Here is a 14,881-nt window from a genome sequence, read left to right as displayed (position 1 = left end):
ACTGCTCGCTTTCGCCGCTGTCATCGATTGGATGCAGCCGCTCAAGAGGTTTTAAAACACTGCCTAGCATTTGATGATGCGGCACTCTTTACTGAACTCACCGCATGAAAACGGCAGCGCTCATCCTTTTTGTCCTCCTCCCTTTGCTCCACGCGGCAGAGCCGCTGCGGCTCATGCAGAACCTCGATGGCGATCTTTCCTTCACCGGCGACACTCCGGCTGAATCGAAAGCGAAGCTCGAAAAGCTCGTCGATGACATCGCGAACGGCCCCGCAAAGTCGCTCATGTGGTCCATCGGAGCGGGTTCAGACATTCTGTATTATCCGACGAAGGTCGCCAGCACCTGGGGCTGGCGCGTGACGAAATACAACGACGATCCCAAGTGGAAAACGCGCATCGAGCGCTGCCGCATCGCCACCGAGGCCGGACTCGACGCGCCACGCATCGTGGGTGATCGCGCCAAGCAGCGCGGCATGGCTTTTTATCCCTCCTACCGGATGAATGACGCGCACTACTGCAGCGATCCGCTTCATTACCCGCTCACCGGTCGCTTCTGGATGGAGCATCAAGACGCCAGTCTCGGTGCCTCGCCCGTGCCGGAATACGAAGGCTACAAGCACCTGCTCAATTACGCCCGCGACGAAGTCCGCGCTTACCGTCTCGCGATCATTTTCGAGGCCATGGATCGCTACGCCGATGTGATGGATGGCTTCGAACTCGACTTCAATCGCTTCCAAATCTTCTTCCCTCCCGGCGAGGCATCCAAACATGCGCACCTCATCACCGCGATACTCGTGCGCATCCGCGAGCATCTCGATCTCCTCGGTGAAAAGCGGAAGCAGCATCTCAAACTCATCGTCCGCGTGCCTCCCGCGCTGAAGAACTGCGCCTGGGCCGGTCTCGACATCGAGGCGTGGACCTCGCAGCGCCTCATCGACGCGCTCATTCCCGCACAGGTCATGACTTTGGCCCACGACATGCCCATCGATGAGTTTGTGCGCCTCGCCAAACCGGCGGGCTGCGAGGTCATCGGCTCGCTTTACGGCCGCTCCGGCTACATCTGGCCCTTTTCCGACAAACACGACAGCGCCGCGTATGCCGCTGAAGTTTCCCGCACGCCCACCGGGCCGCAATTTCTCGGCGCGGCGCTCAATCAACGCCATCTCGGCGCCTCCGGCCTCCAGATCTACAATCTGATCCTCCACGCGCAGCCACAGATCGTGCAGTCACTCACCACGCAGCAGGGCACGCGGCGTTTCCTCGTCACCCAGCCCTACTTTCACGATCACAGCGACACTTATGAATATCGCAAACAGCTCCCCGTTTCGCTGAAAACGGGCGAGCCCTCCTCGCTGCGTCTCCTCATCGGCGAAGACGCCTCGAAAAGCACCGCGTGGCTCCGACTCGGCCTTCACGGTGCCAATCAAGCCTACGACGATGTTTCCCTCTCCATCCAAATCAACGGCCACAGCCTCCACGCGGGCTCCGCATCGAAAAACATCGTCGTCACCACCGGCAAGCGTCACGGCATCGCCTCATGTCCTCCCACCGAAGCCTATGCGCAATGGCCCGTGCCTGTGACGTATCTCCAGCACGGCTGGAACGATCTCCAAATCATGCTCCAGCATGCCGCGAAGCCTTTGAAGCTCGTCGAAACCGAAATCACCCTCCAACCATGAACCACCTCACCGACTACGAACGCGATGGCGTCATTCTGCATCGCAGCTTCCTCAGCGCCGATGAAGTCGCCGCCGTGCGTGCCGAGCTGGATCGCTACATCCGTGACGACCTCGCCAGCAAGCCGCTGAATGCCCGCACGCTCGAAAAGGACGAAAAGACCGTCCGCAATCTCTGGCGGCTCGAAGAGCACAACGACTTCTTCCGCGCTCTCGGCGAGCGGGCGGACATCAAGGCCCTCATCGCACCGCTGGTGCATGGCGAACCCGTTTTGTGCGCCGTCGAAACCTTCAACAAACCCGCCCGCATCGGCTCCGGCGTGCCGTATCATCAAGACAACGCCTACTTCTGCCAGACACCGCCCGACATGCTCACCGTCTGGATCGCCATCGACGCCGTCACCCAGGCGAACGGCCCCGTGTTCTTCGTCAAAGGCTCCCACAAGGCCGGCATGCTGCCCACCAAGCCCAGCGGCGTTCGCGGCAACAGCATCGGCCTCGCCGAAACACCCGCCGTGCCGCTCAACGATCAGTTTTGCGGACTGTTGGAGCCCGGTGATGCCACCATCCACCAGTGCGAGACCATCCATCACTCCGCGCCGAATACCACCGAGCACTCGCGACTTGGCCTGCTGCTCGTTTATCGCGGCTCCCACACGAAAACCGATCCCAAGCTCAAGGAAGCCTACACCGCCGCCGCGACCGCCACGCCACCGGCGTGAGGAAAGACGCGTCAAATTCCAAGTTCCGGGTGGTTTCGCTGCGTGGGCTGAGTGGCCCGGACGGGTTGCTGAGATGTCACGGAATGAGGCTCGCTTTGAGACGGAAGAATTTCCGGCCTTCGGTCCAGGGGACGCGGACGCGGTAGTGATTGAGCCCGCCGGACTGGGCTACGAACTCGCCGGTGCCGTCGGTCCACTCGCCGAGGTCGTTGGACAGGGAAGGGGTGAGGATCACATCGGTCTTGGTGGTCTCGATGGAGTAGTTGAACCACATCTCGGTGCTTTGTGGCTCATTGGTCAGTGGATTGGCAAAGTCAGCGACCAAGGGGGATCCGCCAAAGACGTATTCGTGGAGGTTGCTGCGGCCGTCACCGTCGTCGTCGGCATCGGGGCCGGTGAGGTGGGCGTTGCCGAGCTGGTTGGCGGGGAAAAGGCTGTCCAGCCACTGCGCGTAGGGCGGCCCGCTGGCGAAGGTGGGCGTGTATTGGATGTTGTCGAGCCAGCAGGCATCGAGGCCGGCCTCTCCGCTGGCGTTTTTGATGTAGCGCCACCGCAGCGTGTGCTGGCCTGCGGGGACATTGCGACTGAGCGTGGCCCAGGGGATGTTGTTTCCACTGCTGTTGCCGCTGATCTGGTCGATAACGGTGCCGTCGATCTCGAAGCGGAAGTAGTCGGCGTTTGTTTCGGACGACACTGTCCAGGCAAAGCTGACGGTCCCGGGGCCCATCACCTGGGTTTCGATGCTGCTGCTGCGGCTGTCGGCGATGAAGAAGGGGGAGATGAGGGCGCTCACGCCGTCGGAGGTTCGGCGGTTCTGCATGATCCAGTTGCCAGGGCCGGGCATTTCCCACTGGAGGTCGGGGTTGTTCAGCACACTGCCGAGAAAGACGGGCGCTTCAGACACCTCGACCTGATCGACCCACACGCGGTCCTCACCATCCGTGTAGCTGTCGTCCTTGGTGTAGGTCCATCGTGCGGTGTGGATGCCGGCGGGCACAAAAAAGCCCAGATGGCGGTCATACCACGGCTGGTAGCCGCTGCTCTGCCAGAGCTCCTCCCCATCGATGGAGAAGCGGAACCAGTCGTAGCCGCCTTCGGTGTCCACCTGGAACCAGAACGAAAGGAATGCCGGTCCCTGCACCGTCGTCTCCAGCCAGCTTTGCTGATCGTGGGTGATGGTGCCGCTTTGGGCTGCATCCACACCGTCATGATTTGAGGAACCGGGAAAAGTCCACGCGGCATCACCACCGGTGGTGAAGACGAGCTGCGGAGCATCCAGAGCCTGCGCCAGGCCGGAGGCGACCTCGCTCACGTTGATCACCAGCGTCTTGGAGTCGCTGCCGTCGGCATTGGTGGCGGAGATGGTGGCATTGTAGCTGCCTTCGCTGGTCGGCGTGCCGCTGATGCCTCCGGTGGACGGATTGATGGCGAGGCCTGGGGGCAGGTTGGACGCTGAAAAGCTGCCCGGGGCATTCGTGGCGGTGATCTGGTAGTTGAAGACCACGTTCAGCACCGCCTGTGCGACCAGCGGGCTGTTGATGACGGGTGGCGTGGGCAGGCGCGGTCCGATGTTCAAGGCGAGAGTGGCGGTGCCTGTGCCGAGGCTGTTCGTGGCACCGAGGGTCACATTGAAGCTGCCCTGCTGGATCGGTGTGCCGCTGATCAAGCCGCTGGCGCTGAGGTTCAGTCCCGGAGGCAGTCCCGTGGCGGAAAACGACTGCGGATTCTCCGTGGCTGCGATTTGATAGGAGAAGGCGGATTCGACATTGCCGGAAGCGGTCAACACGCTCGTGATCGCCGGAGGCGCGGTCGGAGGCGTGATGTTTGTGCCATGCAGCGTCAAGGTGAGGCCCGTGAGCGTCCCTGCGGAGCCGGCCACGGTGTCACTGACATTCACCGTCCAGGTGCCCGCTGCGGACTCACCCCAATGGCGCACGCTGGAGAAGGTCCAGTCGAGATCGAGATTGCCGTCGTTGGAGTGCGCGTTGAAGAGCTTGCTCACGGTGCCGGCGGGGGAGGTGAGCTTCACGTTGAGATCGCCGCGGCGGCCGTGAGTGGCCGTCACATGCAGTGTGGCGTGCTCCACTCGCATGAGCACGCTGGCAGGAATGGTGAAGGTCACGTTTGTGCCGCCACTGCTGCCATCAGGGATGGCGGTGGAGAGACCGGTCTGCGATTGCTGCTGGGTCACCTGCGGACCGAGGTTTGTCCAGGTGCTGGCCAGGTTCACCGCCGCCTGCGCGTTGATCAGCCCGGCGCCGAATTCATGGTTAAAGGAAAAACCAGCGCCGTTCGTGACCCAGTCCGCGTGCGCGGGGCTGATCTTCCGGGCGCTGCGGATGAGGATCTCCTTCACATCCCGCCAGCCGAGTTGCGGACGGCTTTCCAGCAGCAGCGCCACCACTCCGGCAGCCAGGGGCGTGGCCGAGGAGGTGCCGCCAAAGCTGTGGGTGTAGCCGCTGTTCGTCGTCGTGGTGCTGATGCCACGATGGCCGGATGCGGTGTCATTGGAAGGTGAACACACCAGCACATTGGCACCGGGCTCGGAGTAGGCGCTGCGGGCGCCGCTGTCGTTCAGCGCGGCGATGGAAAAGGTGTAGATCGAGTTGGCATAGCCGTCGTAGTTCGAGTTGTCACCGACGCTGCCGCCATTGCCCGCCGCCCACAGCCAGATGCTGCCCAGGCCGCCACGGCCGACGGTCGCCCCATTCTGCAGCGCGGCTTTGACCAGCGGGCCGGCATCACGCAGGTCCGCGCCATCATCGGCGGGGCCCCAGGAGTTGCTGTAGAGATGGATGACGTCGTTCTTCCAGGTCAGTGCCTCCGCTTCGTCCGCATCGCTCACATTCGCGGCGATCAGGCGCAGCCCGACCAAGGTGGCCATCGGTGCGGAGCCGGACACGCCGGAGCCGTTGTTTCCACGCGCCCCGGCCACGCCAGCGCAGGCGGTGCCATGCGTGTCGCTGCTCGCATTGCCCGTGGGATCATCCGGTGTGGCATCATTCCAATCGTGGTCATTCACCGTGTCCGCATTCGGAGCCAGGTCAGGATGTGCCACTTCCAGGCCGTCATCCACGATGCCCATGCGAATGCCCGTGCCGAGGTAGCTGTCCCACACGCTGGTCACATTCACATCCACGCCCGCCACACCTGGACTCTGGCCGGTGTTGCGCAGATGCCACTGATAGCCCGGATTGCCGATGGCGTAGCTGAAGTAGGTATCGTTCGGGATGAGCCGCCGCTTTTGAATCCGCGCGAGTTGCGGCTCAGCGCTCAAAACACCTGGCAGCGACTTCAATTGCTCCAGTTTCGTCAGGGAATCGCCCGCAGCACGCAGGGTGAGCAACACATGACCGGGGGCGTAGGAGGGTTTCTCGACCGCCACGGCACCGACGGCGGCAGCCGCCGCTTGCTCATCAAAACCTTTCACCACTTTCAACAAGACGCGACGTGTCAAAATGCGGCGCGAGGACTCATCACGCGGCTTTCCCTCCTCATAGAGCACGATGTCAGCTCTTTGGCCGGATGCCGCCTCCGTCTCGCGGGCCAGTTGGCGCATGTCTCCGAGATTCTTTCCCTTGCGTGCTGTTTTCGTCCCTTTCTGACCCCGGGCAGCCGCCTTCTCCGCCACTTCGTCCAAGGCCAGCTCGAACCCGCGTTTCCGGCCGCCATCGTGGATCTCAAAACGCGTGCGTGTCTCCGCAGGTGCTTGCTGCGCCCACCCGACACCTCCGGCTTGAAGCACCCAGGTCGAAAGCAGGAGCAAGAGAAGGCGGTGGAGCATGACGGCTGGTCCGCAGCCTAGCGGCACGACCGGTTTTCATCAATGACTGAGTGATCCAGGCAGTGGCGTCACCACCACAGGAGGCCTTGTGTGAAGTGCGTCCGGCGGCCGTTTTAGCCGCATGCCGTCATTTCCGAAACCTTCCTTCACCTACAGCTACAACGTCAACACGGAGATCGCCGCTCTCCGCAAGTGGCGTGACACCGAGCCTAGACGTGCGATCCCGGCCAAGGTGGCCAATCGTCTGCTCATCGGCACCTGGAACATTGCCAACCTCGGCACCCAGGATCGCAATCCGCGAGATCATGCCCTCCTGGCGGAGGTGGTCTCGTGGTTTGATGTGGTTGCCCTCCAGGAGGTGAAGAATGATCGTTCCGGCCTTGATGCGCTGCTCGAGGCACTGCCCGCTGGCTGGCGGGCCATTTACTCCGACGCCGCCGGCAATGATGAGCGCATGGCCTTCGTCTATGACTCGAAGAAAGTGCGGCCGCGTGAACTGGTGGGGGAGATCGCCATTTCGCCTGCCGACTTGAAGAACGTGAAACTCCCGGAGGCGACGCTCGCAAAGTTCGAAGGCTTTGATCGCAATCCCTTCATCTGCTCCTTCCAGGTGAAGAACACGGTCTTTTGCCTGGTGAACGCCCATCTCTACTATGGCGATGACACAGCCAAGGCAGCGCTCGACCGGCGTGCCTTGGAGGCCTGCGCCGTGGCCCGCTGGTGCGCCCGCGAAGCCGCCAGCAAGTATGCGCTGACGCCCTTCATCGCCGCCATGGGCGACTTCAATCTGCCGAAAAAGCAGCCGGGAGACCCCATCTTCGAGGCACTGACCAAAACCGGGCTGACACTGCCGGAGCACTCCACTCAGGTCGGCTCCAATCTCGAAGGTGACAAGCAATACGACCAGGTGGCCTTCTTTCCGGCGGGGGCAGGGACCCGCTTCACCGGCAAGGCGGGGGTGTTCGACTTTGACGGCGCCGTTTTTGCCAAACTGTGGCAGGAAAAGACGAAAGCGCAGTTCCGGTCCTTCGTGCGCTACTATTTGAGCGATCACCGGCCGCTGTGGGCGGAGTTCAAGGTCTGAGGAAGCCGGAAAACGCGGTGACTCCGTCCTCTCGCATCCTTGCTCCGCGTGCGGAAACGCGCCAGCATGCCCGCGCATGCCGGACATCGTCCTCGCCACGCTCAACGCGAAATACATCCACGCCTCCTTCGGGCTACGCTACCTCATGGCGAACCTCGGGGAGCTGCGTGCCCGCGCCTGCATGCTCGAATTTGTCATCAACCAGCAACCGCTGGAGATTGTCGAGGCCCTGCTGGCCCGTCAGCCGCGCATCATTGGCTTTGGCGTCTATATTTGGAATGTCGAGCAAACCACCGAGGTCGTCGCCTTGCTGAAAAGGCTGCGTCCAGATATCAGAGTCATTCTTGGCGGCCCGGAGGTCTCGTATGAAACGGAAGGCCAGCCCATTGTCGCTCTCGCCGATCATGTCATCACAGGGGAAGCGGATGTGAAGTTCGCGGAAGTATGCCGTGGGCTGCTGAATGACGAAACCAGAAGGACGAATGACGAATCAAGCCCCAATTCGGACATTGATTCGTCATTCGCCATTCCTCATTCGTCATTACCGAAGGTCATCACCGCCGAACTCCCACCGCTCGCGCAACTCGCCTCGCCCTACGAGCTCTACACCGACGAAGACCTCAAAAATCGCGTCATCTACGTCGAGGCCTCGCGTGGATGTCCCTTCACCTGCGAGTTCTGCCTGTCATCGCTCGACATTCCCGTCCGCGCCTTTCCCACGGAAGCGTTTCTGTCCTCGATGCAGCGTTTGTTGGATCGCGGGGCCACGCAGTTCAAGTTTGTGGACCGCACGTTCAATCTGCACCTGCCGACGAGCACTGCGATTTTGCAGTTCTTCCTCGATCGCTGGCGCGAGGGGCTCTTTCTGCACTTCGAGATGGTGCCGGATCGTCTGCCTGAGCAGCTCCGCGGGCTCATTCGTCAGTTTCCGGCGGGCGCGGTGCAGTTTGAGGTCGGTATCCAGACCTTTGATGATGCCACGTCGAAAAACATCAGCCGCAGGCAAAATCTCGACCGCCTCGCGGACAACTTCCGCTTCCTGCGCGAGGAAACCGGCGTTCACATCCACGCGGATCTCATCGTCGGTCTGCCGGGCGAGGACATCGAGAGTTTTGGGCGTGGTTTTGATCGCCTCGTGCGTCTCGGGCCGCAGGAAATCCAAATCGGCATCCTGAAGCGACTGCGCGGCACGCCCATCGTCCGGCACGATGACGAGTATCGCATGATCTACGCGCCGAATCCGCCCTACGAGATCCTTTCCACGCGCGAGATCCCGTTTGAGCAAATGCAGCGCATGCGGCGCTTCGCGCGGTATTGGGACATCGTCGCCAACAGCGGCCATTTCACCGGCACGCTGAAGCTGATGTGGCAAAACGCAGAGTCGCCCTTCGCCGAGTTCCTTCGCTTCAGCGACTGGCTGCACGCCAAACTCGGACGCACCCATCAAATCGCTCTCCACGTAACGGCGCAGGCTTTGTTCGACTTTTTGGTCAATGAAGCCGCCCTAGATCGCGATCTCGTCGCCACCACCCTCGAAACCGACTGGCACCGCACGCCAAGTCGTGAGGCACTGAACCTTCGCGGCCATCACATGGCGGCCAAAACGGTCGAAAAGCGCGGTAATCAACGGCAGGCACGCCACACGCATGAAACCACAGCGCGATCCCTTTGAGCAAACGCACTGCTTCACCGCGACGCTCTTTCACACGGGCGGCAAAGGCGGCTGGACCTTTGCGCCGCTGCCAAAGAGCCTTCAACTGCCTGTCACGGGGTCCTGGGGCATGACGCCAGTCATCGCGAGCGTGGACGGCAAAACGTGGAAGACCACGGTTTGGAACGACACGAAGTCCGGCAGCCAGTTTCTACCCGTGCCGAAGAAGGTCCGAGGATCGAAGGCGTCAGGCGACAAAGTGGAGGTGGAGCTGCGCATGGATCGAGAGCGCATTCTGGGCCCCGTTCATCCGCTGGAGTGATCATTGGATCGGCAGGCAGAACTCCATCTCGGAGTCGGGTGATTCGGGATCGAATTTGTCGCCGTAAATTTCAACTTCGGGCGCGGAACGGAGTCGCTCGCCGGAACGTGGCAACCAGGAGCCATAGACATAGCCCAGCGTGCGGTCGATGCGGCTCATGGAGCCTTTATGCGTGAAGACGGCATGCCTTCCAGCCGACAGTTTGCGGCTCACCATGCCTTTGGGCACGTCGGCAACGGAAGAAACCTCCACACATGCGAGGTAGCGGCATTGGGCTTCGTTTCCATCGTCGCAGAAGATGCAGCCGAAGACCAAATCGCCCACGCGATGCGGGATGGAGTCGATTCTCGGCCCGAAATCCTGCCACAGCCGTGGAATGACGAGGTGGTTGTTTCGCTTCGGCGATAACGCGGAGATGAACGGACGTTCGATGCCGACGACGAGTCGTGCAGGCAGGTCTTCAATGCGGGGTGCCATGGTGATGCCGTGGTGGAGGTGATCAAGATGCTCGGTGCTGAGCTCGGGAACGAGTTGCGGCATCAGTCCTGCGCCGCCGCGTTTGCGGCAGGCACCGGGCGTGACACCGAACATGTCTTTGAAGGCGCGCGTGAAGGCCTCCTGCGAACCGAAGCCATGATCCAGCGCGATGTCGATCAAAGGCTGGTTCGTGCCCGTCAGCACCTCCAGTGACCGTGAAAGCCGCCGCCTTCGCACATAGTCCATCACCGGCTGGCCGAGCGCCGCGCTGAAGATGCGCTGGAAATGCCACATCGACATGCCCGCGTGCCGTGCGATGGCCTGGATGCGTAGTTCTTCACCGAGATGTGCCTCGATGAAGGAAAGGGAGCGCTGGAGCTGCCGCAGGTAGCCGGACATGCGCCGATGCTAGCGCAGGATCAAATGCCGTCTTGATGGATCGTGCGGAAATGTCTCGCATTGGAATAGCGTGAATGCTGGTCTGCTGAGAAAACCAGAAGCATGCCTCATGAGTGCATCGTTCTGGCCCGCGATGAAACCGATTCTGTTTTCTTTGATGGTCCTCCCCAGCGTGCTCGTGGCCCAGCCGCTTGATCTTGGCACCCGTTGGGAGCTGTTTGTCGATGAGTACCTCGTCGCGGAGAAGAAGGGCCTGGCCCTGAAGCTGCATGAGCCGGTGAAGCGCGAGATTGTGCTCACCACCGACAAGCCCTGGGAAGGGCACACCTGCGCCTACTTCAGTGTCATCCAGGATGGGAAGAAGGTGCTCATGTACTACCGGGGTTCATCCGGTGGCAGCGATCACAGCGATGCGCAGGTCACCTGTGTGGCTGAAAGCACGGACGGCATTCATTTCACTCGTCCGAAGCTCGGGTTGATCGAGGCCGGAGGCACGAAGGACAACAACGTGATCTGGCGGGGCGTCGAATCGCACAACTTCTCGCCCTTTCTTGATGCGAACCCGTCAGCGAAGGCTGAGGAGCGCTTCAAAGCACTCGGCGGTGTGAAGCAGCCGGGCAAGAACTGGCATCAAGGCGAGACGCCGGGGGGGCTTTATGCTTTCGCTTCTGCTGACGGGGTGCATTGGAAGAAGATGCGCGACACGCCGGTGATCACGAAAGGCGCGTTCGACTCGCAGAACCTTGCGTTCTTCGACACGACTCGCAGCCGCTACGCCTGCTTCAGCCGCATCTTTTTGAACAAGGTCCGCGCGGTGCAGAGCCATCACTCGGCCGATTTTCTCGGCTGGAGCGACGGTGTGCCGCATGCATACGCCGAAGGCGTGCCCTGGGAACACTTCTACACCAGCGCCACGGTTCCGTGCCCCACCGCGCCGCATTTGTTTCTCTCGTTTCCGAAGCGCTTCATGACGAGCCGCCACAAGGTCACCACCCACAAGGAGAAGGGCGTGAGCGATGCCGTCTTCATGTCCAGCCGTGATGGCGTGCACTGGGACCGGCCGTTTCTCGAAGCATGGGTGCGCCCGGGGCCTGATCCGCTGAACTGGACCGACCGCAACAACATGACCGCCAATGGAATCGTGGTGACCGGGGAAGGGGAATGGTCGCTCTACATCAGCGAGCACTACCGCCATCCCGATCATCGCATCCGCCGCCTCACCGTGCGCAAGCAGGGCTTCGCCTCCATGCACGCCGATGCGAAAGGCGGCAGCTTCACGACGAAGCCGATCAAAGTCACCGGCTCGAAGCTTGTTTTGAATTACGCCACCTCCGCCGCAGGGAGCGTGCAGGTCGAGGCGCTTGATGAAAGCGGGGCTGTGGCCGCGAAGACGGTCGAAATCTACGGCGATGAGTTTGAAGCGAACGTGCTCGATACTTCGAAGCTCGCCGGAAAGACCATTCAACTCCGCGTGATGATGAAGGACGCGGATTTGTATGCGTGGAGGTTCGCTGAGTGAGGTTGGAGTCCAGCCTTCAGGCGACCCGCAAAGCTCCCATCTCGGCTAAAGCCTACACTCCAACTTACCCTTTCGATCATGAAACGCCTCATTCTCCTCTTTGCCCTCTGCTCTTCGCTCTACGCTGACGACATGCAGCGCTTCATCGCCATCGACAATGTCTGCGCGTGGCCGAACCTCACGCTGCTGCCGGATGGCAGCATCAACACGACCATTTTCGGCAAACCCAGCCACGGACAGATGGAAGGAGCCGCCGAGTGCTGGAACAGCCCCGACGGGCAGTTTTGGACGAAGCGCGGCATTCCCGCGCCGAATGAGCCGCACACGAATCGCATGAACGTGGCTGCAGGACTTGCGAAGAACGGCGACCTTCTCGTGCTCTGCTCCGGCTGGACGGATGTGAAGCAGCCGCAGCGGCCGAAACAGGCCGTTTTCCGTGATGACATTCTCAGCAACTGGGTCTGCCGCAGCAGCGATGGTGGGAAGACGTGGTCGCAGATCAAAGAATTTCCCGCACCCGATGCTGGATGGACGCATTATATCCCGTTTGGCGACATCAAACAAGGCGACGACGGCGCGTTGCACGTCTCGTGCTACGGCGGCGAGTTCACCGATCCCAGCAAGAGCACGAAAACCAAAGGTTACCGCTCCTGGCACTTCCGCAGCGATGACGATGGCCAAACCTGGAAGCGCACCGGCACCATCGGCCCGAAGAGCAACGAGACCACTCTCCTCCACCTCGGTGGCAAACGCTGGATGGCCGCCGCGCGTGAGACCGGCATGGACCTCTTTATTTCTGAAGACGATGGCGTGACCTGGGGCGAGCCAAATCGCGTCACTGCTAAAAACGAGATCAACGGCCACCTCATCCGCCTCGCTGATGGACGAATCCTGCTTGCCTACGGCAGCCGCATCAAAGGCCAAACCGGTGTCCTTGCCAAAATCACCGCCGACGAAGGCAAAACATGGACCGAGCCCGTCCGCATCGCGAACACGCTCGAGTCCGACTGCGGCTACCCCAGCACCATCCAGCGTGCCGATGGCAAACTCGTCACCGCCTGGTATTCCAAGGCCAGCGAGAACCACCAGCGCTACCACATGGGCGTGGCGATCTGGGAAGCGCCGAAGCCATGAAGCTCGTGCGGCATCTGATCCTTGGGCTGATCTGGTCAGCTTCGGCGGCAGACGCGGCGGACGATCCGCGCATCGCCGCGCGCAAGGCTCAGCGCGAGCAGATGGTTCAGGTGGCGGGAAAGGCGCGGGCTTTGTCCAAAGAGATGCCGGAGGAGTTGAAACAACTGCCCGTCTTCGGCGAGATCGAGTGGGTGGTCGAAACGATGCCGTTCATCGCACCCGGACCTCACGGCGGTGTCAGCGGAGGTGGCATGGTGGTCGTGGATGGCCGGATCTACTATGTCGGCGGATTCATCCCGGCAGGAGATGGCTCGGACGAGCCGGGCAATCGCACCTCGCGCTGGGCGCATATTTACGATCCACAGACTGATCAATGGACGCCGTTGCCCGATCTTCCCGCCCGACGCGAATACACGCGTGCCATCGCCACCGACGATGCGGTCTATGTGACGGGCGGATTCGCTCAAGGAAAGCCCGGCATGCCTGCAGCGGAGGTCTTTTGCCTCAAAGTCCGCGAGCAGCCGCTGAAGTGGCAGCCCGTGGCCTCGCTGAACGTGCCGCGCTCTCACCCAGCCTCGGATCGCGTGGGCAACGCGTTGATCGTGGCCGGTGGGAACCGCTATGACATCGCCGAGAAAGGCTACAGCGCGAAAACCATCCAAAGCGTCACCGAATTGCTCGATCTCGACCAGCCCGCGTCGAAATGGCGGACGATGCTGTCCATTCCAGGAACTCCGCGCGGCTGGTGTGCCTCGGCGGTTTTGAATGAACGCTTCTACATGCTGGGCGGCGTCACCTGGACGGCCAAAGCCCGCGAGCGCTTGAAGGAATGCCTGTGTTTTGATCCCAAGACGAACGAGTGGAGTGCTCTCGCCGAGTTTCCGACACCGATCTCAGGGTGGGAGGGCTCACCTTATGCTGGCCGTTACATCATCACCGTCGGTGGAGCGGGAGCGCGCTGGAATGATGTCGCCTTTGTTTACGATACGCAGGAAAACCGCTGGATGCGCTGCGCCGGAGCTCTGCCTCCGGGCGGCGTCTTCAATGATCCCGGCGTGTGCATCATCGGCGACCGCATCTACGTCGCGGGCGGCGAAGGCCCGGGCGGCAGTCATTTCGACCACTTCCTCGTCGGCACGATCAAACCGCTCAAACCATGAAGATCCTGCTTCTGTTTCTTTGCGCCGCCTCAGTCGCGCAGGCTGCGGAACGCACGATCTTGTTCGTCGATGATCACGACGTTCTTATTCGCGCCGGGACGCGTCGCGTTCTGGAAAAACCCGTGCGACATGCGGCCAGCCGCACGCCACCTTCTAACTTGCGCGTCATGGGGACCCGCCAGAGCCGCTATGCCTTCTACGATCCCGTGTGCCGCCGCGTCGGACTTCCCATCTCAGCAACAATCTATCCCCCAGTGTCGCGCCCAGTCTCACCACCGTGCTCTGGTGGGATGGCACATGCTTCCTGCGTGGGAACTCCAGCACCCTCGACGACATCGCGGGCACGGTCATCACAGATGGCGCGGAGGCCGGCCCCTTTGGTCAAGGCATCGACCTCGCCGTCTTCGACACCCACCGCCGCTGCCTCGTCTGGCACGACACGCCTCTCAATCCTAGCACAGGCCCTGCGCACACCCGCGAGCTGCACTTCAGCGCGAAGACAAAAACCATCCACCAGCCCGTCGAGATCAACTTTGGCTCCGCGCAAAACATCCAGCTCCGCGCCATCCACGCCGGCCAGCGGCCGCTGACACTTCAGTGGCATCAAAATGGCACCGCCATCTTTGATGACGCGCATTTCAGCGGCACCGCCACCTCCACGCTCACCATCACCGGCACCACCGCCGCCGATGCAGGCCTCTACACCCTCCGCGCCACCAACGCGATGAACCAGGCCACCACCGCGCCCATCCGCCTCATGCTGCAAAACGACGGCGTTGGCATGGTCGTGCAAGGCGCCGGCCTCGTCCTCAGTTGGCCCGGCGCCACCGGCATCCTCGAATTCGCCACCGACCTCGCCGGCCCCTGTACCCCGATCTACCGCATCAGCCCGTCCTACAGCGTCGCGATGGATGAATCGCGGCGGTTTTACCGCGTGAGGTATCCGTGACCAG

At 61.7% G+C, this 14,881-nt stretch carries 11 protein-coding genes; 9 read left to right on the top strand and 2 right to left on the bottom strand.

Annotated elements, in window-relative coordinates:
* Positions 1–104 precede the first annotated feature (104 nt).
* Positions 105–1,679 carry a hypothetical protein gene (locus tag IAE77_RS06095; RefSeq protein ID WP_294223322.1) on the top strand — a complete coding sequence of 525 codons (1,575 nt, stop codon included), beginning with the start codon at positions 105–107 and terminating at the stop codon, positions 1,677–1,679.
* Positions 1,676–2,398: a phytanoyl-CoA dioxygenase family protein gene (locus tag IAE77_RS06090; RefSeq protein WP_294223319.1), complete on the top strand. Its 723-nt coding sequence runs from the start codon at positions 1,676–1,678 to the stop codon at positions 2,396–2,398. Before IAE77_RS06095 ends, IAE77_RS06090 begins: the two co-directional genes overlap by 4 nt.
* A gap of 76 nt (positions 2,399–2,474) precedes the next feature.
* Here IAE77_RS06090 and IAE77_RS06085 read toward each other — a convergent pair whose 3' ends face one another.
* Positions 2,475–6,182, bottom strand: a complete 3,708-nt coding sequence (locus IAE77_RS06085; protein ID WP_294223316.1) for a S8 family serine peptidase — start codon at positions 6,180–6,182, stop codon at positions 2,475–2,477.
* A gap of 121 nt (positions 6,183–6,303) precedes the next feature.
* Between IAE77_RS06085 and IAE77_RS06080 the strand changes: the two genes are divergently transcribed.
* The 3 genes from IAE77_RS06080 (at position 6,304) to IAE77_RS06070 (ending at position 9,239) form a co-directional block, all read left to right on the top strand.
* Positions 6,304–7,266 carry an endonuclease/exonuclease/phosphatase family protein gene (locus tag IAE77_RS06080; protein WP_294223312.1) on the top strand — a complete coding sequence of 321 codons (963 nt, stop codon included), beginning with the start codon at positions 6,304–6,306 and terminating at the stop codon, positions 7,264–7,266.
* A 76-nt stretch (positions 7,267–7,342) separates the two neighbouring features.
* Positions 7,343–8,938, top strand: coding sequence for a B12-binding domain-containing radical SAM protein (locus IAE77_RS06075; protein WP_294223310.1), 1,596 nt, complete (start codon positions 7,343–7,345; stop codon positions 8,936–8,938).
* Positions 8,913–9,239 carry a DUF1905 domain-containing protein gene (locus tag IAE77_RS06070; RefSeq protein WP_294223307.1) on the top strand — a complete coding sequence of 109 codons (327 nt, stop codon included), beginning with the start codon at positions 8,913–8,915 and terminating at the stop codon, positions 9,237–9,239. The genes IAE77_RS06075 and IAE77_RS06070 overlap by 26 nt, the downstream gene beginning before the upstream one ends.
* On the opposite strand, the gene IAE77_RS06065 is transcribed toward IAE77_RS06070, so the two are convergent.
* Positions 9,240–10,115, bottom strand: a complete 876-nt coding sequence (locus tag IAE77_RS06065) for an AraC family transcriptional regulator (protein WP_294223305.1) — start codon at positions 10,113–10,115, stop codon at positions 9,240–9,242. It abuts the gene before it with no gap.
* A gap of 133 nt (positions 10,116–10,248) precedes the next feature.
* Between IAE77_RS06065 and IAE77_RS06060 the strand changes: the two genes are divergently transcribed.
* From IAE77_RS06060 to IAE77_RS06045, 4 genes are all read left to right on the top strand, one after another.
* On the top strand, positions 10,249–11,634 hold the full coding sequence (locus IAE77_RS06060) for a hypothetical protein (protein WP_294223302.1): 1,386 nt from the start codon (positions 10,249–10,251) through the stop codon (positions 11,632–11,634).
* A 78-nt stretch (positions 11,635–11,712) separates the two neighbouring features.
* Positions 11,713–12,768 carry a sialidase family protein gene (locus tag IAE77_RS06055; RefSeq protein ID WP_294223296.1) on the top strand — a complete coding sequence of 352 codons (1,056 nt, stop codon included), beginning with the start codon at positions 11,713–11,715 and terminating at the stop codon, positions 12,766–12,768.
* Positions 12,765–13,928: a kelch repeat-containing protein gene (locus IAE77_RS06050; RefSeq protein WP_294223293.1), complete on the top strand. Its 1,164-nt coding sequence runs from the start codon at positions 12,765–12,767 to the stop codon at positions 13,926–13,928. Before IAE77_RS06055 ends, IAE77_RS06050 begins: the two co-directional genes overlap by 4 nt.
* 277 nt (positions 13,929–14,205) lie before the next feature.
* Entirely contained in the window at positions 14,206–14,877 is a 672-nt protein-coding gene (locus IAE77_RS06045) for an immunoglobulin domain-containing protein (RefSeq protein WP_294223291.1), read from the top strand.
* Positions 14,878–14,881: the final 4 nt, after the last annotated feature.

The organism is Prosthecobacter sp., from assembly GCF_014879935.1.
Classification (GTDB): domain Bacteria; phylum Verrucomicrobiota; class Verrucomicrobiia; order Verrucomicrobiales; family Verrucomicrobiaceae; genus Prosthecobacter.
The sequence above is the reverse complement of the archived record's forward strand: the minus strand, read 5'-3'. Positions and strand labels throughout refer to the sequence as shown.

What these genes read in the sequence shown, in the direction of transcription:
- IAE77_RS06095 (WP_294223322.1), top strand. Translation starts at nt 105, where the DNA reads ATGAAAACGGCAGCGCTCATCCTTTTTGTCCTCCTCCCTTTGCTCCAC.
- IAE77_RS06090 (WP_294223319.1), top strand. Translation starts at nt 1,676, where the DNA reads ATGAACCACCTCACCGACTACGAACGCGATGGCGTCATTCTGCATCGC.
- IAE77_RS06085 (WP_294223316.1), bottom strand. Translation starts at nt 6,182, where the DNA reads ATGCTCCACCGCCTTCTCTTGCTCCTGCTTTCGACCTGGGTGCTTCAA.
- IAE77_RS06080 (WP_294223312.1), top strand. Translation starts at nt 6,304, where the DNA reads ATGCCGTCATTTCCGAAACCTTCCTTCACCTACAGCTACAACGTCAAC.
- IAE77_RS06075 (WP_294223310.1), top strand. Translation starts at nt 7,343, where the DNA reads ATGCCGGACATCGTCCTCGCCACGCTCAACGCGAAATACATCCACGCC.
- IAE77_RS06070 (WP_294223307.1), top strand. Translation starts at nt 8,913, where the DNA reads ATGAAACCACAGCGCGATCCCTTTGAGCAAACGCACTGCTTCACCGCG.
- IAE77_RS06065 (WP_294223305.1), bottom strand. Translation starts at nt 10,115, where the DNA reads ATGTCCGGCTACCTGCGGCAGCTCCAGCGCTCCCTTTCCTTCATCGAG.
- IAE77_RS06060 (WP_294223302.1), top strand. Translation starts at nt 10,249, where the DNA reads ATGAAACCGATTCTGTTTTCTTTGATGGTCCTCCCCAGCGTGCTCGTG.
- IAE77_RS06055 (WP_294223296.1), top strand. Translation starts at nt 11,713, where the DNA reads ATGAAACGCCTCATTCTCCTCTTTGCCCTCTGCTCTTCGCTCTACGCT.
- IAE77_RS06050 (WP_294223293.1), top strand. Translation starts at nt 12,765, where the DNA reads ATGAAGCTCGTGCGGCATCTGATCCTTGGGCTGATCTGGTCAGCTTCG.